Origin of the sequence: Geobacillus subterraneus, from assembly GCF_001618685.1 — a bacterium.
Lineage (GTDB): Bacteria > Bacillota > Bacilli > Bacillales > Anoxybacillaceae > Geobacillus > Geobacillus subterraneus.
Window position 1 is genome coordinate 2,119,648 of sequence record NZ_CP014342.1, and the last position, 22,340, is coordinate 2,141,987.

Genomic DNA, 22,340 nt, shown 5'->3' on the forward strand with positions numbered 1-22,340 from the left:
TTACGCGCCTCCCAACAACCGCATAAACTCGCGCAGCGACGCAAACATGAGCTGAAACAGTTCACGGGCGGAAAGCAAAATTCCGCCGATCGCTGCAAACAGGAGCAAAAACGCCGCCGCCGTCTTCAGGGAAAAACCGACGGCAAAAATGTTCATTTGCGGCACGGCGCGGGCGATGATGCCAAGCGCCACATCGACTAAAAAGAGCGCTCCGACAAGCGGGGCGGCCATTTGCACGGCGATGGCAAACATCGCAGCGAACGCGCGAACCGCATACTCGACCGCCCGCCCGTCGGCAATATGCGGCCATCCGTCGAGCGGCAGCCAGCGATAGCTGTAAAACATGCCATCCAGCAACAGATGGTGACCGTCAAGCGCCAGCAACAACAAAAGCGCCAGCGAGTGAAGGTATTGGCCTAAGAGCGGGCTTTGCGCCCCGGTTTGCGGATCAATGACATTGGCGATGGCAAACCCGATTTGAAAGTCAATCAACCCGCCGGCCATTTGCACCGCCGCCATAACGGTCGCCGCGATCAGTCCAAGCGCCAGTCCGACGAGCACCTCTTTAAAGATCAGCAGCATATACACATCATTTAATGGCAGCGTCGGTTTGGGCACCGCCAAAAACAACAGCCAGCTGAAAAAAAACGCCAACCCGATTTTATACGAAGCCGGCACCGTCCGATACGAAAAGAGCGGCATCGCAGCAAAAAACGAAGCGGTGCGGGCGAAAATAAGCAAAAACGCCGGAAAGTGAGTCCATAATTGTTCCATGATCGATCAGCCTATAAAGGAAGCCAAATTGTTGAAAATATCATGGGCGTACGACACCATTTTCGAGAGCATCCACGGCCCGAACAACACAAACCCGAGCAGGACAGCGACAATTTTCGGCACAAAGGCGAGCGTCTGCTCCTGAATTTGCGTCGCCGCCTGGAAAATGCTGACGACAAGCCCGACAACAAGCGACAGCAACAAGAGCGGGCCGCAGACAATCAACACGATATAAACACCTTGCTCAGCAAGGCGAATGACCAAATCGGCACTCATGGACGCCACCTATCTTTATTGAAAACTTTGCAGCAATGATTTGACGACTAAGTGCCAGCCGTCAACAAGAACAAACAACAAAATTTTAAACGGCAGCGAAATCATCACCGGCGGCAGCATCATCATTCCCATCGACATTAAGACGCTGGCGACGATCATGTCGATGACTAAAAACGGAATAAAAATCATAAAGCCCATTTGAAACGCCGTCTTCAGCTCGCTAATCGCAAACGCCGGAACGAGCGCGGTGAGCGGGATGTCGTCGACCGTTTTTGGCGGTTCGGCGCCGCTGTATGATAAAAAGAGCGCTAAATCCTGCTGCCTTGTATGCTTGCTCATAAACTGCTTGAGCGGAACAGCAGCGCGTTCGTATGCCTCATCCAAATCAATTTTTTCAGCGAACAGCGGCTGCAGCGCCTGGTCATTGATGTCTTTCCATGTCGGCGCCATAATGAAAAACGTTAAAAACAATGCCAACCCAATCAACACTTGGTTTGGCGGCATTTGCTGCGTGCCGAGCGACGTGCGCACGAACGACAAAACGATAACGATGCGCGTAAAACAAGTCATCATAATTAAAATGCCGGGAGCAATCGACAAAACGGTGAGCAACAGCAGCAATTTCACCGATGTCGACACATGCTCGGGAGCCATGGAATTAAACATATGGACAAATTCATTCATCGCCGGCCGTTCCTTCCTCTTTCAGCCGACTAAGCCATTCGTTTCGCTTTTCGGCCATTTGTTTCATTTCCTCGGCAAACAGCACCGAAAATGGAAGAGATGAGTTGCCTTTCGATCTTGATTTTGTCGCCCAATATTCGCGAAGCCGGGAGCCGAATCGGCTGAAATCAGCCATTCGTTCAAGCCGTTCATTATGCTGCGCGAGCAGTTCGTTCATTTCATTTTCGTCGCTAATTTCCCGCAATAGTTGAATCGAATCGCCGACGCCGATCACAAGCAACCGGTTGCCGACTTTAATGAGCTGGACGGAACGATTCGATCCGACGCTCGTCCCACCAAGGTGTTCGATGACACCTTTTTGACCGGGGCCAAATGGCTGGCGGCGGGAAAGCCATTTCAGCAGCATATAAAGAAGAATAAGGACAAAGGCGGTCGCCCCGATGAGCCGGAGCACATCGGAAGCAGAAACGGCATCAACCGATTTGCCGGACGATTGCATCTGTTGCCCGGCCGGCGCCGACGGCCCGCACGCATCCGGGTGCTGCAGGCAGTCGGCGACCGTCGGGCTTTGGGCGGCCGATGCCGGCGATGCGCTCAATACGATGGCTGCCATAAACAACGCTGCCGCCCATCGCCATATTGACATCAATACGCTCCTCCTCTTATCGCTTATCCGATCGTTTTGTTAATCGCTTCAATGACGCGGTCCGCCTGAAACGGCTTGACAACGAAATCTTTCGCCCCCGCTTGGATGGCGTCAATCACCATCGCCTGCTGCCCCATCGCTGAGCACATAATGACTTTGGCGTTGCTGTCGATTTTTTTGATTTCTTTCAACGCTGTAATCCCGTCCATCTCCGGCATCGTAATGTCCATCGTCACAATGTCAGGGCGCGTCTCTTTATATTTTTCGATCGCCTGCCGACCGTCGGCCGCTTCGGCAACGACCTCATGCCCATTTTTGGTCAAAATGTCTTTAATCATCATCCGCATAAACGCAGCATCATCGACTACCAGTATTCTAGCCATGTCCCCCTACCTCCTGTATTGCCTATTATTTTAGCCGTTTTAGCCGATCGCTTTGGCTGACAATGTCGGTGATTCGGACGCCGAAGTTTTCGTCGATCACGACGACTTCGCCTTTCGCGATCAGCTTGTTGTTGACAAAAATATCGACTGGTTCACCGGCCAGCTTGTCGAGCTCAATGATCGATCCGGCCGACAGCTGCAAAATTTCCTGCACCGAGCGCCTCGTCCGTCCAAGTTCGACCGTCACTTGCAGCGGCACATCAAACAACAGCTCTAAATTGCGCGCCTCCGTCGCGGCAAGCGGCGGATCGTCGAGCTCCGCAAAATCAGCCGCTTGAATATGCCGCTCAGCCATCCTTGTTTCTTCCTTAGAACGTCCGACCGGTTCATTTGTGAAGCGGCCCGCCGCCGGGGAGGAAGGCATGCCGCCCCCCACGCGGGCGTAAGCAGGCGCCGGTTGTGGCTCTTCGAGCGGCACCGCGCCCGCGGGCGATGGTTCAAGTTTATTCTCCTGGATTTCCGCCGCTCCGGCCGCCTCAGCCGGCGAACCGAGCAAATGGGAGACGAGCTCTTTGGCGAAATCAATCGGCAACAGCTGCATAATGTTCGAGTCAATTAAAGCCCCGATTTTCAGCCGGAATGACACTTTAATGAACAAGTCCTCGTCCGGTAAATATTCCAATCCTTTTCCTTCAGCCAAATCGAGAAGATGGAGCGTCGGTGGAGAAATATCCACCCGTTTCCCAAAAACAGTTGACATCGACGTCGCTGCTGAGCCCATCATTTGATTCATGGCCTCCTGGACTGCGCTCAGCTGAATCTCGCCCAGCGAACTGTCGGCTGTCGTTCCGTCGCCTCCAAGCATTAAATCCGCAATAATGGCCGCATCTTGCTGCTTTATAACAAGCAAGTTCGTCCCGAGAAACCCTTCCGTATAATTGACTTGGATGGCAACGTACGGCTGCGGAAACTCATCGGCAACGCTTGTCCGCTCAATGATAGACACGCTCGGTGTCGTAATTTCCACTTTTTGATTCAACAACATTGACAGCGCCGTCGCTGAACTGCCGAATGAAATATTGCCAATTTCCCCAAGGGCATCTTGCTCGAGCGGGGTGAAAATATCGTGGAGCGCCGGAACGTGATCGCTATTGTCCATTCCGCGCAATAAAGCATCGATTTCATCTTGCGACAACATTCCATCATTCATCATGGCTTTCTTCTCCCCCCTCGATCATCGCTAAAATTTGCACCGCCAGCTTTTTGTTCCGCTTCCCCGGCTGGCCGATAAATTTTGGGATATGGCCGATTTTGACGACAAGCGGCTCATGAATCGACTGCTCGAGTTCGATGACGTCCCCCACCTCGAGCTGAAGAAATTCACCGACGGTGACGACCGCTGTGCCAAGCTCGGCGACAATCGGCAATTGGGCCGTGCGGATGCGCCGTTCGATTCGTCCCGCCTCCTCGGGAGAACGCTCTTTTTTTTGCGCCTGCATCCAGTAATGCACCGACAGCCGCGGCATAATCGGCTCTAAGACGACGTGCGGGATGCAAACGTTCATCATGCCGCGCGCTTCGCCAATCTGCGTGTTGAGCGAAATGACAACAACTGTGTCGTTCGGTGCGATCATGCGCAAAAATTGCGGATTGACCTCAAAATCAACAAACAACGGATCGATCTCAGCCACCGACTCCCATGCATCGCGCCAATGGGCAAACGCTTTGTCAAACAGGCTGGACATGATGCGCGTTTCAATTTCGGTTAGATGATCCACTTTGTCCATGCTGGCGCCGCGGCCGCCCATCACCCGATCAAGCATGGCATAAGCGATGTTCGGGTTCACCTCAAGCAGCACATGCCCGTCTAGCGGCGGCACTTCAAAAACGTTAATGATCGTCATCTTTGGAATGGAACGGACGAACTCCTCGTAAGGAATTTGATCAGCCGATGCGACCGAGATTTGCACGTATGTGCGCAACTGAGCGGAAAAAAATGTTGTCAACAAGCGGGCAAAGTTTTCGTGAATGCGCGTCAAGCTGCGAATTTGGTCTTTGGAAAACCGAAGCGCCCGCCGGAAATCGTATGTTTTGACGCGCCGCCCTTCCTCTTCCTTTTTAAGTTCTTCCGCGCTCATTTCCCCAGCGGAAAGCGCGGCAAGCAGCGCGTCAATTTCACTTTGCGACAGTACTTCCCCGGCTGTCATGTCACCTTCCCCCCTTTAGATGGCAGGCTACTGGAGGATAAAGGAGGTAATGTAGACGTTCTCCACTTTTCCTTCCTGCATCAATGCGTTAATGTCTTGCTTGAGCCGCTCTTTCAGCGCCGCCATTCCTTCCTTTCCTTTAAAGTCGGCCGCCTTCATTTCCGAAAGCTGCTCGATGATCGCATCTTTAATTTGAAAATCGCGTTTCTCCGCCTCTTCTTTTCCTTTATCGCTGTCGGTCTGGATTTTAAATGATATTTTAATATAGCGACCGTCCGCTAAATTCGTCGTCATTTCCGGGATGTCGATCGAGCTTTCAGCAAGTTCATCGGCGCTCGGCGCCTCCTGTTTCCCTGCGTTGGCCATTTTCATCACCGCCACGAGCGCCGCTGTGCCGGCTAAGGCGATGATCGCCAGCATAATGGCCATCGTTTTGATCACTTTATTCCCTTTCACGATCCAATCCCCCTGCCTCCGGTAAGCGAAACGCGCCGATTTGCCGGTAAAATTCGCTTGTGAGCGCCACGACTTGTTCGACCGTTTCACGAACGACAAATTTTTTCCCGTTCGTCAGCGTCACGGTCGTGTCGGGAAACGCCTCAATTTGCTCGATGTAAAGCGCGTTAAGCATAAACCGTTTACCGTTGAGCTTCGTTAACGAAATCATCGGTGAACGGGCGTTAGGAGTCTGCTAACGCCCTTCCTCCTATTCTATTTTTTCAAGTTGACCAACTCTTGCAAAATTTCATCCGACGTTGTAATGATGCGCGTATTCGCCTGGAACCCGCGCTGGGCGACAATCATTTCGGTAAATTCTTCAGCAAGGTCGACGTTGGACATTTCTAGCGTGCCGGATCGAACAGAACCAATGCCGGCAACATTGGCAAAATTCAATATTGGAGCGCCGGAGTTCATTGTCTCTGTATATACACTTCCTCCTGCTTTTTCCAATCCGTCATTATTCGAAAACTTGGCCAACACAAGCTGCCCGGCCCATCGGAGTGTCCCAAACTGGTCAACATAAGTAATTGAACCATCTTGACCGATATTTATACTTTTTGCCTCTTTCGGTATTTTGATCGGCTTATATTGAACAGCAACAGATCCGGTTCCTGTTCCACTGCCGGATGGAACAGAAACGTTAATTGTTCCTCCATTGTAAACCGGTGGGTCAGCAGTAAAATTAAACTGTGATTGAGCGATATCCTCCGGCGTCGGACTCAGCGTAATGGTCATACTAGTACCTCCTGTCGGAGTGTACGTTACATCTCCGTACGCCGCAAATCCAACGACATAATAACCATCGCTGGTCACTAAATAGCCTTCATCATCCAAATAAAAATTCCCTGCTCTCGTATACCGGACATTAGTAAAGCCGGACTGATTCACCGATTCCGCCACTTGGAAAAACCCATCTCCCGAAATCGCTAAGTCAAGCACGCGTCCTGTTGTTTGTAAACTCCCCGATGTATGGATAGTGTCGATCGCAGCGAGCTGCGAGCCTAAACCGACTTGTTTCGGGTTCGTGCCGCCAAGGCCGCCGCTTGGCCCACTCGCACCAGAGATCGTTTGACTCATTAAATCTTTAAAAATGGTTCTTCCTTTTTTAAATCCATACGTGTTGACATTGGCAATGTTGTTGCCGATCACATCCAGCTTCGTTTGGAAATTGCGCATGGCGCCAATACCGGAATACATGGAACGAAGCACCGGTTTCCCCTCCCCTTCATCCTTTTTGTTCGACTCTTGTGACTGCATCAGCAGCGATCGTCGTTCCGTTATTCAGCTCGAGGACAATTTGTCCATCTTGTTGCACGACTGATTGAACGACCGCGCTCATTGTTGAATCATCCTCTTGCCAATATACCGTTTTACCGATCCACTCGCTGTAGCGCAAAAGCGCGTCGCGTCCGCTTGTCTGCATCCATTGTTGCATGAGATCGGCGATGTTCATCATTTGCTCGAGAGACGAAAAACTCGCCATTTGTGCGATAAAGTCTTTATCTTCCAACGGATTGAGCGGATCTTGATTTTGTAGCTGGGCGAGCAAAATCTTTAGAAAGTCATCTTTCCCTAAAATGCGATCGCCCGTTTTCCGTTCCGGCTGGGCAGCGTTGGCCAGCCATAAATTTGAATCAATTGTGTTTGTTGCCATCCTCAATCCCCCTATGCATCCGCCTCAATCCCGTCTAACGCAAACGGGGAAGAAGGCGATGATTCCTGCTTTTGTTCCTGCTGTGACTCGCCATGTTGACGGCCGCCTTGGCGCTTCTCGGAATGCGGCGGCATGGCAGGACCTTCAAAATCGGTCCAAACCGTCCATTTTTCGACGGTAATGTGGCTCGCATCGAGCAACTGGGCGAGCTGCGGCAGATGGGCATGAAGCAACTCTTTTACGGCGTCATTTGACACAAGCAGTTTGGCGGCGAGCTTCCCGCCTTCGTGCACCATTTTCACGGTAACCGTCCCGAGATGTTCCGGGTGGAGGCGGATGACGAGCTGCGTTGCACCATTTGGCAGCTTCATCCACCGCCCCAACCGCAAGGCGCGGGCGACTTGGTTAATCAGAGAACTGCCGTTATCGGCTTCTGTTCTGCTTGTCTGACTGTCCAAACTAGCGTCAACAGACAACAGTGAGGCCATATTTGCTGAAAAAGCCGTATGGCCATCTGGCTGGAAACGATTCTCTCTATGCCACCCATGACGAACCTCATATTCCGCCGGCTGAACCCGCAACGAAAAGAAAGATTCGACCGATGCGTTTTTGCCGTTTAACTTTCTCCCCTCTTCACGGATATTCCCATCTGGCCACCTGTTTCCCAGTCCGGCACCAGTCAATTCGCTCTGACTATGAGCGGCTTGGAACAAACGTTGAGTCGTAGAAACTTGTGTGTTTTCAACTCTCTCACCAGCCAATTGGGTTTCTCTATGATCAAACGGCAGCAGCGGGTTTCTTATGTTCCTGCCGTTTGCGTCCGCGGCGACGAAAGAAGCATGATTTCCGCTTTCCCCATCGACTGCTGCCGGCAGCTGATCATGGCTCCCTTGCGCCACGCTTTGAGCGGAAAAGCTTCCTTCCGCCTGCATGGCTATAACAGGTAGCCAAGCTAGTTCCGCCTGCTCATCCGTTTTTCTCGTTTTATTTTCTGACAAAGATGGCGGTTGAGCCGCCTCTGTTTCAACTGAATCTGTCTCGGTCTGCCTGCGCGCAAGCAGCGCCGCGAACGCGCCGGTTGTCCCTGTTTCCTTTTTTGACATCGCCGGTGTCATTTCAACGCCTGTAGAGCGCAACAAGCTTGCTGCGATCACCGCTTTCATTCGGCCGCCTCCTCTCCCATCGCCCATTTGCGCAACGACGAAAGCAAGTTCGCCGCTTGTTCAATCGGCATTTGTTCCAAAATGGCTGCTGCCTTGTCTCCATCGATACGGCTCAACACAGCGAGCGCTTCGTCATCCGACAGCTCGGCTAAAATGGCAGCCGCCTGTTTTTCTGACATCGCCCCGTACATCGCGGCCACATCGTCCGTCGTCACGGCGGGCTTGGCAGCGTGATCGGCTTGTTCGGTCGAGTCCTCATCTGGCGCCGATAAGCGGGCGATTTCATGCTCTTTTACAGTTAATTCGTTCTGGAGCTGCTGAATTTGTTTTTTCTGGTTCTCAATCATCTCTTTTTGCTGTTTGATCGTCTGTTGCTGCGCCGCGATCGTTTTTGCCAGCGCTTTCTCCTTCTTTTTCCAGTCGATCCATTCGGACACAAACGGCACGTTCGCTGTCCATTGTTTTGTTTTTGCCGCCACATCGATGTCGGCTACTTTGACGATTAACAAGAGGAAGAAGGCGGCAAATAAACTTGGGATCACAATGACGAACAAGATCCATTGCCACCAGCTTGCCCTTTCTTCCTGTTGGACTTTGCTGCTTGCCATCTACGACTCCCCTTGCCGTGCAAAACGCTGAACAGCCATTTCGTCAAGAAAGCGGCTTTCTGCCTCTTTCTCGCGTTGCTCCGTCCATCGCCGCACACGTTCGCGCATTTTTTCATATTTTTTTACTTCTATATTCAATTCGATCAGGCGTTGCTGCCGGCGCTGCATCTGCTCGCGCGCTTGCATGACGATGAGCTGATAATGATCAATGGACCGCTGTACATTGCTGATATATTGCAGCATATGGCGAATCGCGCCGATCGATAAGCCGGTCCGCAGCTGTTCATCTCTCGCCGCTTCGCATTTTTCTTTTTCCTTGAGCAAGTGATACAGCGCTTCGGCCGCTTGTTCAAACCGGCGAACCGCCTCTTCGTACTCGCCAAGCGCCTTCTCTTTTTCTTTTTCTTTCATCGTCAATACTTTTTGCAGTCGGAATGTTGGCGCCACGCCTGCTCACCCTTTCAGCGTCCGAAAGTTTCGCCTCAACTCATCCCTCTGACGCCATTAGGCGAAAGAGGGCATCCATGCTTTCAGCACGCGTCGTTGTTTCGTCGATCTCCTGACGGCAAAACGCCATAATTTGCGGATAAAATTGAATCGCCTCATCAATTTCTCGAGAAGATCCGCGTTTGTACGCCCCTATTTGAATTAAGTCCTCCGAATCGATATAAGTAGAGAGAAGGCGGCGAAGCCGATTGGCCGCTTCGCGATGCTCTGCGCTAATGATATGGGGCATGACGCGGCTCACGCTTTTGAGCACGTTAATGGCTGGGTATTGCCCTTTATTGGCCAGTTGACGATCAAGCACAAAATGGCCGTCTAAAATACCGCGCACCGCATCGGCAATCGGCTCATTCATATCGTCGCCGTCGACAAGCACCGTATAAAAAGCGGTGATCGTGCCTGAGGCGTTTGCCCCCGCCCGCTCAAGCAGCTTTGGCAGCAAGGCGAACACCGACGGTGTATATCCTTTCGTTGTCGGGGGTTCGCCGACAGCGAGACCGATCTCCCGCTGCGCCATCGCAACGCGGGTGACCGAGTCCATCATCAACATGACATCCGCTCCTTGGTCGCGGAAATATTCAGCGATCGCCGTCGCGGTGTACGCTCCTTTGACACGCATGAGCGCCGGCTGGTCCGAGGTGGCGACGACGACAACCGAACGGGCCAAGCCCTCCGGGCCGAGGTCGCGCTCCAAAAATTCACGCACTTCGCGGCCGCGCTCGCCGATTAAGGCAATGACGTTCACATCGGCCGACGTGCGGCGGGCGACCATTCCCATGAGCGTGCTCTTGCCGACGCCGGAGCCGGCAAAAATACCGACACGCTGACCTTTGCCGACCGCGAGCAAGCTGTCGATGACGCGCACGCCGACTTCAAGCGGTTCGGCAATCGGCGGCCGGGTGAGCGGGTTCGGCGGATCGCGTTCGACCGATACCGGCTTCAGCCCAGGCGGCAGCGCACTTCCGTCAAGCGGTCGACCGAGCGGGTCAAGGACCGCGCCAATGAGCGCATCGCCGACGTATACTTCAAGCGGCTTGCCGGTCGCCTCAACGAGGCAGCCGGGAGCGATATGCGCCATAGAAGAAAAAGGCATAAGCAAGACGTGCTGCTCATGAAAGCCGACGACTTCCGCAGGAATTTTTCGGCCGCCGCCCGCTTCGTGAATGTAACAAAGGTCGCCGATCGAGCTTTCCGGCCCTTTCGATTCGGTCATTAATCCGATGACACGCGATACTTTGCCGAACCGTTTATACAAATCAGCGGCGACGATTTCATCAAGAAGCGCCTGCCAGTTCAGCGGACATTCCCTCCTTCAGCCGCCTGTAGAGCGCCTCGCGCAGCCGTTCAAGCTGCGTATCTACGCTGGCATCGACGCGTCCGAACGGCGTTTCTACAAGGCAGCCGTATTCCGGCAGTGTATCGTCCGGGTAAATAAATAAATCGACATGGTGCGGAAAAACGGATCGCAGTATCTCTTGCTGGCTGGCTACCGTTTCATAGCAATGCGGGTGCACATAAACGGCGACCTCCGTCTGCCGGCGCACTTCGTGCAGCACTTGGCGCACGAGCGGCAAAAACGCGCCTCGGTCGTTCTCGAGCGTAACACCGATGATGCGTTCAGCCGCTTTTACTGCCACTTCAAGTATCGTTTCTGCCGCCGATTCGAGCCGGGCATAAAACTCGTCATTGGCCCGTTCTGCTAAGCGGCGGGCTTGTTCGACCCATTCGCGATGCTCGCTCAGCGCTTCGTCGCGCCCAGCGGCATAGCCGTCTTCATACCCTTGAGCGCGCGCCTCCCGCATGAGCCGCTCTTTCTCGTGCCGCCATTGCTCCTGTTCGCGGGCCAGCTGTTCGTGCACTGTCGCATAATATTGTTCGGCTTGGCGGCGAAGCTCGGCCGCCTCCTCTTTGGCCGCAGCGATCGCTTCCAGTTCCCGTTGCCGATCATCCGCAGATGGCGGGACATTCGGAACATAACGCTGCACGGCGATCGTCTTTTTGCCGGTGCGGGCCGTCACTGCCGGCGCTTTAATGACGTTAGACAATAATATCATCTCCTCCCCCGCGGGCGATGACGATTTCCCCTGTCTCCTCGAGTCGGCGGATCACCGCGACGATGCGCGACTGCGCTTCTTCCACATCGCGCAGTCGGACCGGACCCATATATTCCATCTCTTCTTTAAACGTCTCGGCCATTCTTGTTGACATGTTGCGGAAGACGATGTCTTTCACTTCATCGCTCGCCACTTTCAGCGCCAGCATGAGGTCGTTGTTGTCCACTTCGCGGATGACCCGCTGAATGGCGCGGTTATCAAGCGTTACGATGTCTTCAAAGACGAACATCCGCTTTTTGATTTCTTCGGCCAGTTCCGGGTCTTGAATTTCCAAAGCGTCTAGTATCGTCCGCTCCGTGCTCCGATCAACTTGGTTTAACACTTCAACGACCGACTCAATGCCGCCGGCTTGCGTATAATCTTGCACAACGGTCGCCGACAGCCGCCGCTCGAGAATTTGCTCGACCTCGCTAATAATTTCCGGCGACGTGCTGTCCATCAGCGCAATGCGCCGAGCGACGTCAGCCTGCATCTCCTGCGGCAGCGCCGATAAAATTTGCCCCGCCTGCGCCGGCTCCAAATACGAGAGAATAAGCGCGATCGTTTGCGGATGTTCGTTTTGAATAAAGTTTAGCAGCTGCATCGGATCGGCTTTGCGGGCGAAATCAAACGGCCGCACCATGAGCGCCGATGTCAAGCGGTTAATAATGTTCATCGCCTTGTCTGGGCCAAGCGCCTTTTCAAGCACTTCTTTCGCGTAGGCGATGCCGCCTTGGGCGATGTAGTCCTGCGCCAAAGCAAGCTGGCGAAACTCCTCGAGCACCTCTTCTTTTTGTTCGGACGTCACTTGGCGGACGTTGGAAATTTCGAGCGTCAGCTTTTCGATCTCTTCTTCCGACAAATGTTTATAGACGGAGGCCGACACGTCTGGGCCGAGGGAAATGAGCAGGATGGCCGCTTTTTGCCTGCCCGACAGCCCGCCTTTCCGTTCGCGCTTTGCCATACGCCGTTCCTCCTACTCCTCTGATAGCCACGTTTTTAATAGTTTGGCAAACTCATCCGGCTTTTCTTTCGCCAGTCGTTCAAGCTGCCGGCGGCGCAGTTTCTCCTCCGTCTCCGGCGGTTCCGGCAGCTCCGGCTCTGCCGAAAGCGGCGGGGCGAATACGAGTTCGTCTTCCTCTTCCTCGTCTTCGCGGCGGCGACGCAGCCAGAAGAACAACAGCAGGGCGATCAGCAACAGCGCCCCCGCTCCCGCCGCATACCACCACCATGCCGGACGAACCGGCGCCGATTCGGTGAATGATGGCTTGCCGTTAAACTTTTGCACTGAGACGACGATGCGGCTGTTGATCTCTTCGTCAGTCAATGGTTGTGCTTCGCTTTTATCAATCGATGTTCGGACGATCGTTCCTAATATTTTCTGAATATCATTGACCGCCTCCGGCGGCAGTGAATTCGGGTCGTCCGGATCGGGCGGCTCGACCATCACTTGAATGCCTAAGTCGCGAATTTTATATGGACTTTCCACGATTTGTTTTTTAATTTTGTTCACTTCATTGTTGACTGTTTCCTCGGTCCGCTCATAATCGCCGTTCGTCGCACCGTTTGCCCCCTGATAGCCCGGCGTTTCGTTCGTGCCCGTTCCGGCGATGCCGCCCGGCGGCGCCCCGCTTCCCGAATACGTTTCTTTAATGCGCTGGACGCTGACGGCAATTCCTTCATTGTTCTCCTCGTCAACAGGAGCGACTAAGTTTTCTTCCCGCTTTTCTTGCGTAAAGTCGACGTCAGCCGTTACAGAAACGACGACTTTGTCCTGTCCCATCATCGCGCCAAGCATTTGCTGCACTTGACGTTGGATGTCGCGTTCGATTTGTTTTTTAATTTGCTGTTGCGAAGCGAATGTCGTCCCTGTCGAATTTTCGTCGTCATTTTTTAAATCAAAATACTCAAAAAACTGGTTCATAATGACGATATTATCGGTAGAGAGGTTCGGAACACTTTTGGCGACGAGGTGATACAGCGCCCGAATTTGCTCGTCGCTGAACTGATAGCCCGGCTTCGTCTTCAGCACAATCGAAGCCGAGGCGTCTCCTTTTTCATCGGAAACAAATACGCTCGGCTGCGGAAGGTTGATCATCACTTTCGCATCCTCGACGCCGTCGATCGTTTTCATTAAGTTGGCGAGCTCGGTTTGCATCGCCTTCAGCTTCACCATATTAAACTCGTTGTCGGTCATGCCGAAGCTCGCGTTTTGGCCAAAAAACGAATAATCGATGACCCCGCTGTTCGGGATGCCTTCAGCGGCCAGCTCCACTTTCAACGCATCGACTTGCTCTTTCGGCACTTTGATCGTCGTGCCGCCATCGGCCACTTCCGCCGGAACGCCGCGCCCATCGAGCGTCGCTTTAATTTGCCCGGCTTCTTGCGGTGTTAGATTGCTATATAGCGGCGCCATTTCCGTCCTCATGGCAAAAAACATTCCAATGCCGATGGCGAAAAGCGCGACCGCCGTCCCGCCTATGGCGAGCTGTTTCTGTTTTTTCGTCCGTTCTTGCCAAAACGCACGAGCGCGGCCCCACCACTCTTTCCATTTGCTGTCCATACGATTCCTCCGATCATCCAGCCATACAGCCGTTTGCCGCCATCGCCCGTCAATGGCGGCAGCCCCTATATGTATTTCAGCTTATGGCCGCTACAACGGCATGCGCATCATTTCTTGATACGCCTCGATCGCCTTGTTGCGGATCTCAAGTGTCAGCTGCAGGGTAATGCTCGCCTTTTGTGCGGCGATCATCACATCATGCAATTGGACGTTCTCTCCGCGGACGAGTTTTTCCGTCAGCGCGTCCGCTTGAATTTGTGCGTCGTTTACATTGTTGAGCGCCTCTTTCAAAAAAGCGGCAAACTGTTTTTGCACCGCGGCCGGCTTTACCGGGCTCGGGGCGGCGGCGGCCGGCGTCAGTCCGACGCGGCTTGCTCCGTCGATCATGGCATATCCTCCTTACGCGCTATTTCCCAATCTCAAGCGCCTTCATCAACATCCCTTTTGAGGCGTTCAGCGCAGTAACGTTCGCCTCGTAGGAGCGTGTGGCGCCAATCAAGTCGACCATTTCTTTGAGCGGGTCAACATTCGGCAGGCGGACGTAGCCGTCAGCGCCCGCATCCGGGTGGTCCGGATCATATACGAGTTTAAACGGCGCCGGATCGTCAGTGATTTCGCGCACCCGCACCCCGTTGCCGACCGCGCCGGTGCGGCCGAGGGCAGCCTGCAAATAACTCGAAAACTGTTCACCGCGCGGTTCGATAACGACGACTTTGCGGCGGTACGGCTCCCATTCCCCGTTGACAAAACGGGCCCGCGTCGTATCCACGTTGGCGATGTTGGACGAGATCACATCCATGCGCAGCCGCTCGGCTGTCAAGGCCGAGGCCGAGATGTGCAGGCTTTGAAACATGGGCATTGTCTATTTCCCTCCTTTAATGACCGTTTTTAACGTATTGAATTTGCCGTTTATCCGCTCAATGAGCGCATTGTAATAAATTTGGTTTTCTGCTAATTTTGACATTTCTTGATCAATATCGACACTGTTGCCATTATGATTGTAACTGATATTTGCGTTCGTCGTCACGATAATTTTCCCATTTTGCTCGTTTCGAAACGGAAAATGACTCGGATCCGTCCGTTTCGCCTCGAGCTGGAGCGCCCGGTCGAGCTCGGCTTGAAAGCGCACGTCTTTCGCCTTATAGCCCGGTGTATCGGCGTTGGCGATGTTGTCGGCAATCGCCTGCTGGCGGAGCGAGGCATAACGGAGTCCTTGTTCAAGCCAGTGGATCGTCGATGAAAACAGCGACAATGGAATCCCCTCTTTTAGCCTATTTTTCGACAATTTCTGCTAGCTTTCATTTTACGGGAAGGAAAACCTAATGTATAGCCGGAACTTGGTACTATTTTTCACCCCGTCGATGCGACGATAGAAGGAGTGAGCATGAACAAGCGCCGACCAAAACAGAAAAAGCCCGCCAGGCGAAGATGCCTAGCAGGCGCCAACGGCTGATTGCATCAGCTCGATTTCAGTTTTTCAAGCTCAGTCAAAAACTTGTCGTTCAACACTTTAATGTACGTTCCTTTCATGCCGAGCGAACGCGATTCAATCACTCCGGCGCTCTCAAGCTTGCGCAGGGCGTTGACAATCACCGAGCGGGTGATGCCGACGCGGTCGGCGATTTTGCTGGCGACAAGCAGCCCTTCCGTCCCGTCAAGCTCTTCAAAAATATGTTCAATCGCCTCAAGTTCGCTGTAGGAAAGCGAGCTGATCGCCATTTGCACGACCGCCTTGCTGCGTGCTTCCTCTTCGATTTCCTCTGTTTTTTCGCGCAAAATCTCCATGCCGACAACCGTCGCCCCGTATTCGGCCAAAATAAGGTCGTCGTTATCAAACTCCCGGTCAAGGCGCGACAAAATGAGCGTGCCGAGCCGTTCGCCCCCGCCGTTGATCGGGACGATCGTCGTCAAGCCGGTTTTAAATAAGTCACGATTTTCCACTGGAAACGCCGTATATTCGCTATTAATATCGATGTTAGGGGACGTTTCCGTGATGTTGAACAAGTTTCTCGTATATTCTTCTGGAAACTGCCGCTCTTCAAGCATCCGTTTCATCCGCTCGTTTTCAATCGATTGTTTAATGGCAAATCCAAGCAGTTTGCCGCGGCGGCTGACAACGAACACGTTTGCTTCGATGACATCGCAAAGCGTTTCCGCCATTTCTTTGAAATTGACCGGCCGCCCGGCTGCTTTTTGCAGCATGGCGTTAATTTTTCGCGTTTTCTCTAGCAAATTCATTGGTTCCATCTCCTCCTCATAAAATAAACTCGCTTAAATCTTTGTTTTTGACGATGCTGCCGAGTTTTTGTTCGACGTATTGCGGCGTGATGACGATCCGGTCAAGCCCAATATCCGGCGCCTCAAACAGCAAATCTTCGAGCAGCTTTTCCAAAATCGTATGGAGCCGGCGCGCGCCGATATTGTCGGTCGTCTGGTTCACTTCAAACGCCACTTCGGCAATCTTACGAATAGCATCGTCAGAAAATTCAAGATTTATACCTTCCGTCGCCAAAAGCGCCTGATATTGTTTAATGAGCGCGTTATTCGGCTCGACTAATATACTTACGAAATCGTCGACCGAAAGTTTCGCCAGTTCGACGCGAATCGGGAAGCGACCTTGCAGCTCAGGGATCAAATCCGACGGCTTCGCCATATGGAACGCGCCGGCGGCAATAAATAAAATATGGTCGGTTTTGACCGGCCCGTATTTTGTCATGATGGTCGATCCTTCGACGATCGGCAAAATGTCGCGCTGAACCCCTTCGCGCGAGACGTCGGCCGAACCGGACACCGCTCCGCTGCGGGCGATTTTGTCAATTTCGTCGATAAAAATGATGCCGGACTGCTCGGCAAGGCGGACCGCCTCTTGCGTTACTTCATCCATGTCGATCAGTTTTTGCGCTTCTTCATTGATGAGCACCTTGCGCGCCTCGCTCACCTTCAGACGCCGCTTTTTGCGCCGCTTCGGCATGAGGCTGCTTAACGCATCTTGCATGTTAACACCCATTTGCTCAATGCCCGCCCCTTGCAAAAAGTCAAACAGCATGGGCGGCTGCTCCTCGATTTCAATCGTCACCATCTCGTTTTCCAGTTGGCCGTTGGCGAGCTGCCAGGCGACTTGGCGCCGCTTTTGCTCCACCTGCTCATCGTCATGGCTATGGCCGTTGTCCGGTTGGCTCGCTTGACCGCCAAATAGCAGCTCGAGCGGGTTTTTGATCGTTTGCTTTTGTTTGCCGGGAACGAGCAATTCGACAAGCCGTTTATTCGCCTGCCGCTCAGCTCGGTCTTTCACCTCGCTCATTTTCCGTTCCTTCACGAGCCTGACCGACGTTTCCACTAAATCGCGCACCATCGATTCGACGTCGCGCCCAACGTAGCCGACCTCGGTAAATTTCGTCGCCTCGACTTTAATAAACGGCGCGCCGACGAGTTTGGCGAGCCGGCGGGCGATTTCTGTCTTCCCGACTCCGGTCGGGCCGATCATTAAAATGTTTTTCGGCATCACTTCATCGCGCAATTTTTCATCGAGCAAACTGCGGCGATACCGGTTGCGAAGCGCAATCGCCACCGCTTTTTTCGCCTCTTTTTGCCCGACGATAAACTGATCGAGCTTCTCGACAATTTGTCGTGGAGTCAAAGTTTCCGCCATCATCGGCCTCCTCCTTTTTTTACAGCTCTTCAACAATAATATGGCCGTTCGTATAGACGCAAATGTCAGCGGCAATCTCGAGCGCAGCTTTCGCAATCTCTTTGGCGGTCATCGAAGCGCCGGCATACTGTTTTAAGGCGCGCCCGGCAGCGAGCGCGTAATGGCCGCCCGAACCGATTGCGAGCATGCCGTCATCCGGCTCGATGACTTCACCGGTGCCGGAAATCAGCAATAAATGATGCCCGTCCATGACAATCAACATCGCCTCAAGGCGGCGCAGCACTTTGTCGCTCCGCCACTCTTTCGCCAGCTCGACGGCCGCACGAGGCAAGTTGCCGTTGAACTGTTCAAGCTTGCCTTCAAACATCTCAAACAGCGTAAACGCATCGGCGACCGAGCCGGCAAAACCGGCGAGCACTTTGCCATGAAACAGACGCCGTACTTTCTTCGCCGTATGCTTCATGACAACCGCGTTGCCAAATGTCACTTGGCCGTCGCCCGCCATCGCCGCCCTGCCGTTATGACGGATGGCGAAAATCGTCGTCGCATGAAAACGGTCCATTGTTCTCCCTCCTTGCCTGCAGGCTACGCCCGCGGATGGGCCTGCAAATAAATATGCCGCAACCGATCCTTCGTCACATGCGTATACACTTGCGTTGATGATAAATGCGCGTGGCCGAGCAGTTCTTGCACGGAGCGAAGGTCAGCTCCTTCGTTTAGCAAATGGGTCGCAAACGTATGCCGCAGCACGTGCGGGCTGATGTTTTGCGTCAGCGCCGCCGCCTCAACGATGCGGTCCAAAATGTAGCGCACTCCCCGGGGCGTGAGCGGGTTGCCGCGGGCATTGACAAACAAATAGCGGTGGTCTGCCGGCAGCCTGCTTACGAGCTCGCGCCGTCCGCCGCCGATGTACCGTTCAAGCGCCTCCCTAGCCGGGCGGCCAAACGGAACGTAGCGCTGCTTGTTTCCTTTTCCGTGAATGAGCACGGCACCCGCAGCAAAATCGAGGTCAGACAGACGAATGTGACAACATTCACTAACCCGGGCGCCAGTCGCGTAAAGCAGCTCAAGCAGCGCTGCATTGCGCTGGCCGATGGCGGTATTTCCATCATTGACGCGAAACAGCGCTTCTAACTCTTCATGATATAAAAAGTTAGGAATTTTTTGCTCTTTTTTCGGCAGCGCCGCAAGGGCAAATGGATTTTCGGCCGCCCATCCTTCGCGCAGCAAAAACTTGTAAAAGCTGCGCAGGCTGGAAATTTTACGGGCGACCGAACGGCTGGAGAGATGCTGCCTGTACAGTTTCGTCAAATATAAGCGAACGTCGCTGTAGGCCACTTCATCGAGCCCGCCGATTCCTTCTTCGTTCATGAACTGAAGAAACTGCTCAATGTCGCGCCGGTAGCACGCAATAGTATATTGTGAATAATTTTTCTCGATTTGTAAATATTCTACGAACGATTGTAACGCAAATTTCGTATTTTTCATCGCCTCACCCCGCAACGGCTACTACATCGTACCATACAATTCCACATTGGCGCAACTATTTTTTATAAAATTCTGAATTGTATCCGATACCTGGTCAAGCTTCTGGCTGTTCTTCATAGTCGCACGCCGTGCATTGCACTTGCACGCCCTTTTTCAGCTTTTTCTCGATAAGCAGTCCCCCGCACTTTGGGCACGGGCGGGCAAGCGGTTTATCCCATGAAACAAAGTCGCATTCCGGGAAGCGGTCGCAGCCGTAAAACAATCGCTTGCGCTTGCTGCTGCGCTCGACGATATTGCCTTCATGGCATTTTGGGCATTTGACGCCGATTTCTTTCACAATCGGCTTCGTATGGCGGCACTCCGGGAAGTTCGAGCAGGCGATAAACTTGCCGAAGCGGCCCATTTTGTACACCATCGGGCTGCCGCACACGTCGCAGTCGATGCCGGCCGGCTCATCTTTAATTTCCACTTCGCGCATTTCTTCTTCAGCCACTTTCAGCCGCTTCTCAAACTCGCGGTAAAATTCATCGACGACTTTGATCCACTCTACTTTTCCTTCTTCAATTTCATCAAGCTCTTTTTCCATTTTCGCCGTAAACTCGACGTCGATAATCTCCGGAAAAAATTCTAACATCAACTCGACGACAATTTCACCGAGCTCCGTCGGAACGAACCGCTTGTTCTCCAGAACGACATAATTGCGCTTCTGGATCGTGTCAAGCGTCGGCGCGTAAGTGGACGGACGGCCGATGCCGAGCTCTTCTAACGTTTTCACTAGGCGCGCTTCCGTATAGCGCGGCGGCGGCTGAGTAAAATGCTGCTTCGGCTCGATCGTTTCGCTTTCAACCGTCTCTCCTTCCTCGAGATCAGGAAGCAGCCGATCTTGTTCCTCCGTCTGATCGTCCGTTCCCTCGATGTATACTTTCATAAATCCCGGAAATTTCACCTTCGAGCCGCTGGCGCGGAACAGCACTCCGTTGCTTTCGAGTTCGACGCTCATCGTGTCGAGCACGGCCGCGGCCATTTGGCTGGCGATAAACCGTTCCCAAATGAGCTTATACAGCCGGAATTGGTCGCGCGTCAAATACGGCTTCACTTTATCTGGATCGCGAAATGCCGATGTCGGGCGAATGGCTTCGTGGGCATCTTGGGCGTTCGTGCTTTTCTTTTCCTTTCGCTTTTCTTGATTGACATAGGAAGCGCCGAACGTCGCTTCGATATATGCCGACGCCTCTTGTTGGGCTGTTTCGGCAACGCGCGTCGAGTCGGTGCGCATATACGTGATCAGCCCGACCGTCCCTTCGCCGCCGAGGTCGATCCCTTCATACAGCTGCTGGGCGACCATCATCGTCTTTTTTGTGCGGAAATTCAGCTTGCGCGCGGCTTCCTGCTGAAGCGACGACGTTGTAAACGGCGGCACCGGGCTGCGCCGGCGCTCACGTTTTGTCACCGTTTTCACCGTAAACGCCCGCCCGTTTAAACGGGCGAGCACTCCTTTTACGTCCGCTTCCGTTTTTAACTCGAGCTTTTCCCCATCAACGCCGTAAAACGAGGCGGCAAATATCTCCGTCCCTTTTTGAAACTTCGCTTGGATCATCCAATATTCTTCCGGTTGAAATTGGCGGATTTCGTTTTCCCGGTCGGTGATGAGGCGCAGCGCGACCGACTGGACGCGGCCGGCGCTCAGCCCTTTTTTCACTTTTTTCCACAGGAGAGGGCTGATGTTATAGCCGACGAGGCGATCGAGCACGCGCCGCGCCTGCTGGGCGTCGACGAGATTCATATTGATTGACCGCGGTTGCTGAAACGATTGTTGAATCGCGTCTTTTGTAATTTCATGAAAGACGACGCGGCAATCGGAGTGAATATCGAGATCGAGCATGTTGGCCAAATGCCAGGCGATCGCCTCCCCTTCTCGGTCCGGGTCGGCGGCGAGAAACACTTTTTTCGCCTTTTTGGCCGCCGTTTTCAGCTCTTTAATCACCTGGCCTTTGCCGCGGATGGTAATGTATTTCGGCGCATAGCCGTGATCTATATCAACGCCCATTTGGCTTTTTGGCAAATCGCGAACGTGGCCCATCGAAGCTTTGACCGTATATTTTTTTCCTAAGTACCGTTCAATCGTCTTCGCTTTCGTTGGCGATTCGACGATAACCAAGTAGTCTGACATCCATCTTCCACCCCTAGGAAGTAAATTGAAATCCTCATTATTATTAATGATTATTGCCGGGTTTGTCAAACATGATCATTGCACATACGGGAATTCGATGGTTATGTCCGCTGCCTCCTGCACTAGTTTTGCCCCGTGCTGAATGAGCATATTCGGTCCGGCAGCCTCCGCTACGTTGATCGGACCAGGGACGGCGAACACTTCCCGCCCTTGCTCGAGCGCGTACGACGCTGTGATGAGCGACCCGCTTTTCACTTTCGCCTGCACGACGAGCGTGCCGAGCGACAGCCCGCTAATGATGCGGTTGCGCGCCGGAAACTGCCACGTTTGCGGTTTCGTTGCCGGCGGATGTTCGGCGATGATGAGCTGCTCGTTCATGAGCCGCCGGGCGAAGGAGCGGTGCTCTTTCGGGTAAATATGGTTAAGACCGCCGGCGATGACCGCGATCGTCGTTCCGCCGTGCCGTACGGCGAGCTGATGGGCGCAAACATCAATGCCAAAGGCAAGACCGCTCACGATCGTCCAACCGGCGGCGGCAAGCGGCGGCACCAGTTTTTCGAGCGCTTCGATTCCTTCTTTTGTTGGACGTCTCGTGCCGACGATGCTAATCAGCTTAGTTTCTCGAAGCAACCGTATATTTCCTTTCGCATACAGCACCCAAGGCGGATCGTATATATGCTTGAGCAGGGGGGGATAGTCAAGATCGAACACAGTGATGATGCGAATGCCTTGATCGCTATATGTTTTTACTACACTTTGCATGTCAATGGAATGCAAATCATGGAAAAAAGCAGCCCATTGGGCGCCAGAGAGTGGAACGAGCGGACGTAGAACAGCGGGGGGCAAAGAAAACGGTGCAGACAAGGTCGGGTCAGCCTCCATCAAATAGCGGATCGTCTTCCATCCTGCTCCGCGGCAATGATGGAGATGGATGAGCCGGTCGCGGACCGTATCGTACATCGTATTCTCCTTTCTCG

General features: G+C 53.3%; 27 protein-coding genes. All 27 read right to left on the reverse strand.

The window, feature by feature from the left end:
• The 27 genes from fliR to dprA all read right to left on the reverse strand — a co-directional run bounded on the left by fliR (nucleotide 1) and on the right by dprA (nucleotide 22,323).
• Nucleotides 1-774: a flagellar biosynthetic protein FliR gene (gene fliR / locus GS3922_RS10340; RefSeq protein ID WP_063166283.1), complete on the reverse strand. Its 774-nt coding sequence runs from the start codon at nucleotides 772-774 to the stop codon at nucleotides 1-3.
• Between the two features lie 6 nt (nucleotides 775-780).
• On the reverse strand, nucleotides 781-1,050 hold the full coding sequence (gene fliQ, locus GS3922_RS10345) for a flagellar biosynthesis protein FliQ (RefSeq protein ID WP_044741296.1): 270 nt from the start codon (nucleotides 1,048-1,050) through the stop codon (nucleotides 781-783).
• Between the two features lie 15 nt (nucleotides 1,051-1,065).
• Nucleotides 1,066-1,734, reverse strand: coding sequence for a flagellar type III secretion system pore protein FliP (fliP, locus tag GS3922_RS10350; RefSeq protein WP_063166284.1), 669 nt, complete (start codon nucleotides 1,732-1,734; stop codon nucleotides 1,066-1,068).
• Nucleotides 1,727-2,380, reverse strand: coding sequence for a flagella biosynthesis regulatory protein FliZ (fliZ, locus tag GS3922_RS10355; RefSeq protein ID WP_063166285.1), 654 nt, complete (start codon nucleotides 2,378-2,380; stop codon nucleotides 1,727-1,729). The genes fliP and fliZ overlap by 8 nt, the downstream gene beginning before the upstream one ends.
• Nucleotides 2,381-2,403: 23 nt before the next feature.
• Complete coding sequence (locus tag GS3922_RS10360) at nucleotides 2,404-2,763, reverse strand: response regulator (protein ID WP_063166286.1); 360 nt, start codon at nucleotides 2,761-2,763, stop codon at nucleotides 2,404-2,406.
• A gap of 25 nt (nucleotides 2,764-2,788) precedes the next feature.
• Nucleotides 2,789-3,976 (reverse strand): flagellar motor switch phosphatase FliY, encoded by a 1,188-nt coding sequence (gene fliY / locus GS3922_RS10365; protein ID WP_063166287.1) that lies wholly within the window; start codon nucleotides 3,974-3,976, stop codon nucleotides 2,789-2,791.
• Nucleotides 3,966-4,970 (reverse strand): flagellar motor switch protein FliM, encoded by a 1,005-nt coding sequence (gene fliM / locus GS3922_RS10370; RefSeq protein WP_063166288.1) that lies wholly within the window; start codon nucleotides 4,968-4,970, stop codon nucleotides 3,966-3,968. The genes fliY and fliM overlap by 11 nt, the downstream gene beginning before the upstream one ends.
• Nucleotides 4,971-4,997: 27 nt before the next feature.
• Nucleotides 4,998-5,426 carry a flagellar basal body-associated protein FliL gene (gene fliL / locus GS3922_RS10375; RefSeq protein WP_063166289.1) on the reverse strand — a complete coding sequence of 143 codons (429 nt, stop codon included), beginning with the start codon at nucleotides 5,424-5,426 and terminating at the stop codon, nucleotides 4,998-5,000.
• Nucleotides 5,413-5,637 carry a flagellar FlbD family protein gene (locus tag GS3922_RS10380; protein WP_063166290.1) on the reverse strand — a complete coding sequence of 75 codons (225 nt, stop codon included), beginning with the start codon at nucleotides 5,635-5,637 and terminating at the stop codon, nucleotides 5,413-5,415. The genes fliL and GS3922_RS10380 overlap by 14 nt, the downstream gene beginning before the upstream one ends.
• A 44-nt stretch (nucleotides 5,638-5,681) precedes the next feature.
• Nucleotides 5,682-6,680, reverse strand: coding sequence for a flagellar hook-basal body complex protein (locus GS3922_RS10385; RefSeq protein ID WP_063166291.1), 999 nt, complete (start codon nucleotides 6,678-6,680; stop codon nucleotides 5,682-5,684).
• Between the two features lie 16 nt (nucleotides 6,681-6,696).
• Nucleotides 6,697-7,125: a flagellar hook assembly protein FlgD gene (gene flgD, locus GS3922_RS10390; protein WP_063166292.1), complete on the reverse strand. Its 429-nt coding sequence runs from the start codon at nucleotides 7,123-7,125 to the stop codon at nucleotides 6,697-6,699.
• A gap of 11 nt (nucleotides 7,126-7,136) precedes the next feature.
• On the reverse strand, nucleotides 7,137-8,288 hold the full coding sequence (locus GS3922_RS10395; protein WP_063166293.1) for a flagellar hook-length control protein FliK: 1,152 nt from the start codon (nucleotides 8,286-8,288) through the stop codon (nucleotides 7,137-7,139).
• Nucleotides 8,285-8,896, reverse strand: coding sequence for a MotE family protein (locus tag GS3922_RS10400; RefSeq protein ID WP_063166294.1), 612 nt, complete (start codon nucleotides 8,894-8,896; stop codon nucleotides 8,285-8,287). The genes GS3922_RS10395 and GS3922_RS10400 overlap by 4 nt, the downstream gene beginning before the upstream one ends.
• Nucleotides 8,897-9,343: a flagellar export protein FliJ gene (fliJ, locus tag GS3922_RS10405; protein WP_063166295.1), complete on the reverse strand. Its 447-nt coding sequence runs from the start codon at nucleotides 9,341-9,343 to the stop codon at nucleotides 8,897-8,899. It abuts the gene before it with no gap.
• Between the two features lie 40 nt (nucleotides 9,344-9,383).
• On the reverse strand, nucleotides 9,384-10,655 hold the full coding sequence (gene fliI, locus GS3922_RS10410; protein ID WP_063166296.1) for a flagellar protein export ATPase FliI: 1,272 nt from the start codon (nucleotides 10,653-10,655) through the stop codon (nucleotides 9,384-9,386).
• A 19-nt stretch (nucleotides 10,656-10,674) separates the two neighbouring features.
• Complete coding sequence (fliH, locus tag GS3922_RS10415; protein WP_063166297.1) at nucleotides 10,675-11,454, reverse strand: flagellar assembly protein FliH; 780 nt, start codon at nucleotides 11,452-11,454, stop codon at nucleotides 10,675-10,677.
• A complete protein-coding gene (gene fliG, locus GS3922_RS10420) occupies nucleotides 11,438-12,457 on the reverse strand; it encodes a flagellar motor switch protein FliG (protein ID WP_063166298.1) in 1,020 nt (339 codons plus the stop codon). The genes fliH and fliG overlap by 17 nt, the downstream gene beginning before the upstream one ends.
• Before the next feature lie 12 nt (nucleotides 12,458-12,469).
• Nucleotides 12,470-14,056 (reverse strand): flagellar basal-body MS-ring/collar protein FliF, encoded by a 1,587-nt coding sequence (gene fliF, locus GS3922_RS10425; RefSeq protein ID WP_063166299.1) that lies wholly within the window; start codon nucleotides 14,054-14,056, stop codon nucleotides 12,470-12,472.
• Between the two features lie 90 nt (nucleotides 14,057-14,146).
• On the reverse strand, nucleotides 14,147-14,443 hold the full coding sequence (gene fliE / locus GS3922_RS10430; protein WP_063166300.1) for a flagellar hook-basal body complex protein FliE: 297 nt from the start codon (nucleotides 14,441-14,443) through the stop codon (nucleotides 14,147-14,149).
• 19 nt (nucleotides 14,444-14,462) lie between these two features.
• On the reverse strand, nucleotides 14,463-14,915 hold the full coding sequence (flgC, locus tag GS3922_RS10435; RefSeq protein WP_063166301.1) for a flagellar basal body rod protein FlgC: 453 nt from the start codon (nucleotides 14,913-14,915) through the stop codon (nucleotides 14,463-14,465).
• A gap of 3 nt (nucleotides 14,916-14,918) precedes the next feature.
• Nucleotides 14,919-15,308: a flagellar basal body rod protein FlgB gene (gene flgB / locus GS3922_RS10440; protein WP_063166302.1), complete on the reverse strand. Its 390-nt coding sequence runs from the start codon at nucleotides 15,306-15,308 to the stop codon at nucleotides 14,919-14,921.
• A gap of 206 nt (nucleotides 15,309-15,514) precedes the next feature.
• On the reverse strand, nucleotides 15,515-16,294 hold the full coding sequence (gene codY / locus GS3922_RS10445; protein ID WP_063166303.1) for a GTP-sensing pleiotropic transcriptional regulator CodY: 780 nt from the start codon (nucleotides 16,292-16,294) through the stop codon (nucleotides 15,515-15,517).
• Nucleotides 16,295-16,310: 16 nt separating this feature from the next.
• Complete coding sequence (hslU, locus tag GS3922_RS10450) at nucleotides 16,311-17,705, reverse strand: ATP-dependent protease ATPase subunit HslU (protein WP_063167379.1); 1,395 nt, start codon at nucleotides 17,703-17,705, stop codon at nucleotides 16,311-16,313.
• 19 nt (nucleotides 17,706-17,724) lie between these two features.
• Nucleotides 17,725-18,267 (reverse strand): ATP-dependent protease subunit HslV, encoded by a 543-nt coding sequence (gene hslV / locus GS3922_RS10455; protein WP_063166304.1) that lies wholly within the window; start codon nucleotides 18,265-18,267, stop codon nucleotides 17,725-17,727.
• A 23-nt stretch (nucleotides 18,268-18,290) separates the two neighbouring features.
• Nucleotides 18,291-19,193, reverse strand: a complete 903-nt coding sequence (xerC, locus tag GS3922_RS10460) for a tyrosine recombinase XerC (RefSeq protein ID WP_063166305.1) — start codon at nucleotides 19,191-19,193, stop codon at nucleotides 18,291-18,293.
• A 94-nt stretch (nucleotides 19,194-19,287) separates the two neighbouring features.
• The gene (gene topA, locus GS3922_RS10465; RefSeq protein WP_063166306.1) at nucleotides 19,288-21,363 is read right to left on the reverse strand and encodes a type I DNA topoisomerase; all 2,076 of its coding nucleotides are present in this window, start codon (nucleotides 21,361-21,363) and stop codon (nucleotides 19,288-19,290) included.
• A gap of 75 nt (nucleotides 21,364-21,438) precedes the next feature.
• On the reverse strand, nucleotides 21,439-22,323 hold the full coding sequence (gene dprA, locus GS3922_RS10470) for a DNA-processing protein DprA (protein WP_063166307.1): 885 nt from the start codon (nucleotides 22,321-22,323) through the stop codon (nucleotides 21,439-21,441).
• Nucleotides 22,324-22,340: the final 17 nt, after the last annotated feature.

Excerpts from the sequence above, each read along its gene's own strand:
- fliP (WP_063166284.1), bottom strand. The coding sequence starts at position 1,734 with ATGAATGAATTTGTCCATATGTTTAATTCCATGGCTCCCGAGCATGTG.
- xerC (WP_063166305.1), bottom strand. The coding sequence starts at position 19,193 with ATGAAAAATACGAAATTTGCGTTACAATCGTTCGTAGAATATTTACAA.
- GS3922_RS10400 (WP_063166294.1), bottom strand. The coding sequence starts at position 8,896 with ATGGCAAGCAGCAAAGTCCAACAGGAAGAAAGGGCAAGCTGGTGGCAA.
- fliH (WP_063166297.1), bottom strand. The coding sequence starts at position 11,454 with ATGATATTATTGTCTAACGTCATTAAAGCGCCGGCAGTGACGGCCCGC.
- GS3922_RS10380 (WP_063166290.1), bottom strand. The coding sequence starts at position 5,637 with ATGATTTCGTTAACGAAGCTCAACGGTAAACGGTTTATGCTTAACGCG.
- fliY (WP_063166287.1), bottom strand. The coding sequence starts at position 3,976 with ATGATGAATGATGGAATGTTGTCGCAAGATGAAATCGATGCTTTATTG.
- fliF (WP_063166299.1), bottom strand. The coding sequence starts at position 14,056 with ATGGACAGCAAATGGAAAGAGTGGTGGGGCCGCGCTCGTGCGTTTTGG.
- fliM (WP_063166288.1), bottom strand. The coding sequence starts at position 4,970 with ATGACAGCCGGGGAAGTACTGTCGCAAAGTGAAATTGACGCGCTGCTT.
- fliQ (WP_044741296.1), bottom strand. The coding sequence starts at position 1,050 with ATGAGTGCCGATTTGGTCATTCGCCTTGCTGAGCAAGGTGTTTATATC.
- flgC (WP_063166301.1), bottom strand. The coding sequence starts at position 14,915 with ATGCCCATGTTTCAAAGCCTGCACATCTCGGCCTCGGCCTTGACAGCC.
- topA (WP_063166306.1), bottom strand. The coding sequence starts at position 21,363 with ATGTCAGACTACTTGGTTATCGTCGAATCGCCAACGAAAGCGAAGACG.
- hslV (WP_063166304.1), bottom strand. The coding sequence starts at position 18,267 with ATGGACCGTTTTCATGCGACGACGATTTTCGCCATCCGTCATAACGGC.
- GS3922_RS10395 (WP_063166293.1), bottom strand. The coding sequence starts at position 8,288 with ATGAAAGCGGTGATCGCAGCAAGCTTGTTGCGCTCTACAGGCGTTGAA.
- fliG (WP_063166298.1), bottom strand. The coding sequence starts at position 12,457 with ATGGCAAAGCGCGAACGGAAAGGCGGGCTGTCGGGCAGGCAAAAAGCG.
- fliE (WP_063166300.1), bottom strand. The coding sequence starts at position 14,443 with ATGATCGACGGAGCAAGCCGCGTCGGACTGACGCCGGCCGCCGCCGCC.
- codY (WP_063166303.1), bottom strand. The coding sequence starts at position 16,294 with ATGAATTTGCTAGAGAAAACGCGAAAAATTAACGCCATGCTGCAAAAA.
- GS3922_RS10360 (WP_063166286.1), bottom strand. The coding sequence starts at position 2,763 with ATGGCTAGAATACTGGTAGTCGATGATGCTGCGTTTATGCGGATGATG.
- dprA (WP_063166307.1), bottom strand. The coding sequence starts at position 22,323 with ATGTACGATACGGTCCGCGACCGGCTCATCCATCTCCATCATTGCCGC.
- fliR (WP_063166283.1), bottom strand. The coding sequence starts at position 774 with ATGGAACAATTATGGACTCACTTTCCGGCGTTTTTGCTTATTTTCGCC.
- fliZ (WP_063166285.1), bottom strand. The coding sequence starts at position 2,380 with ATGTCAATATGGCGATGGGCGGCAGCGTTGTTTATGGCAGCCATCGTA.
- hslU (WP_063167379.1), bottom strand. The coding sequence starts at position 17,705 with ATGGCGGAAACTTTGACTCCACGACAAATTGTCGAGAAGCTCGATCAG.
- flgD (WP_063166292.1), bottom strand. The coding sequence starts at position 7,125 with ATGGCAACAAACACAATTGATTCAAATTTATGGCTGGCCAACGCTGCC.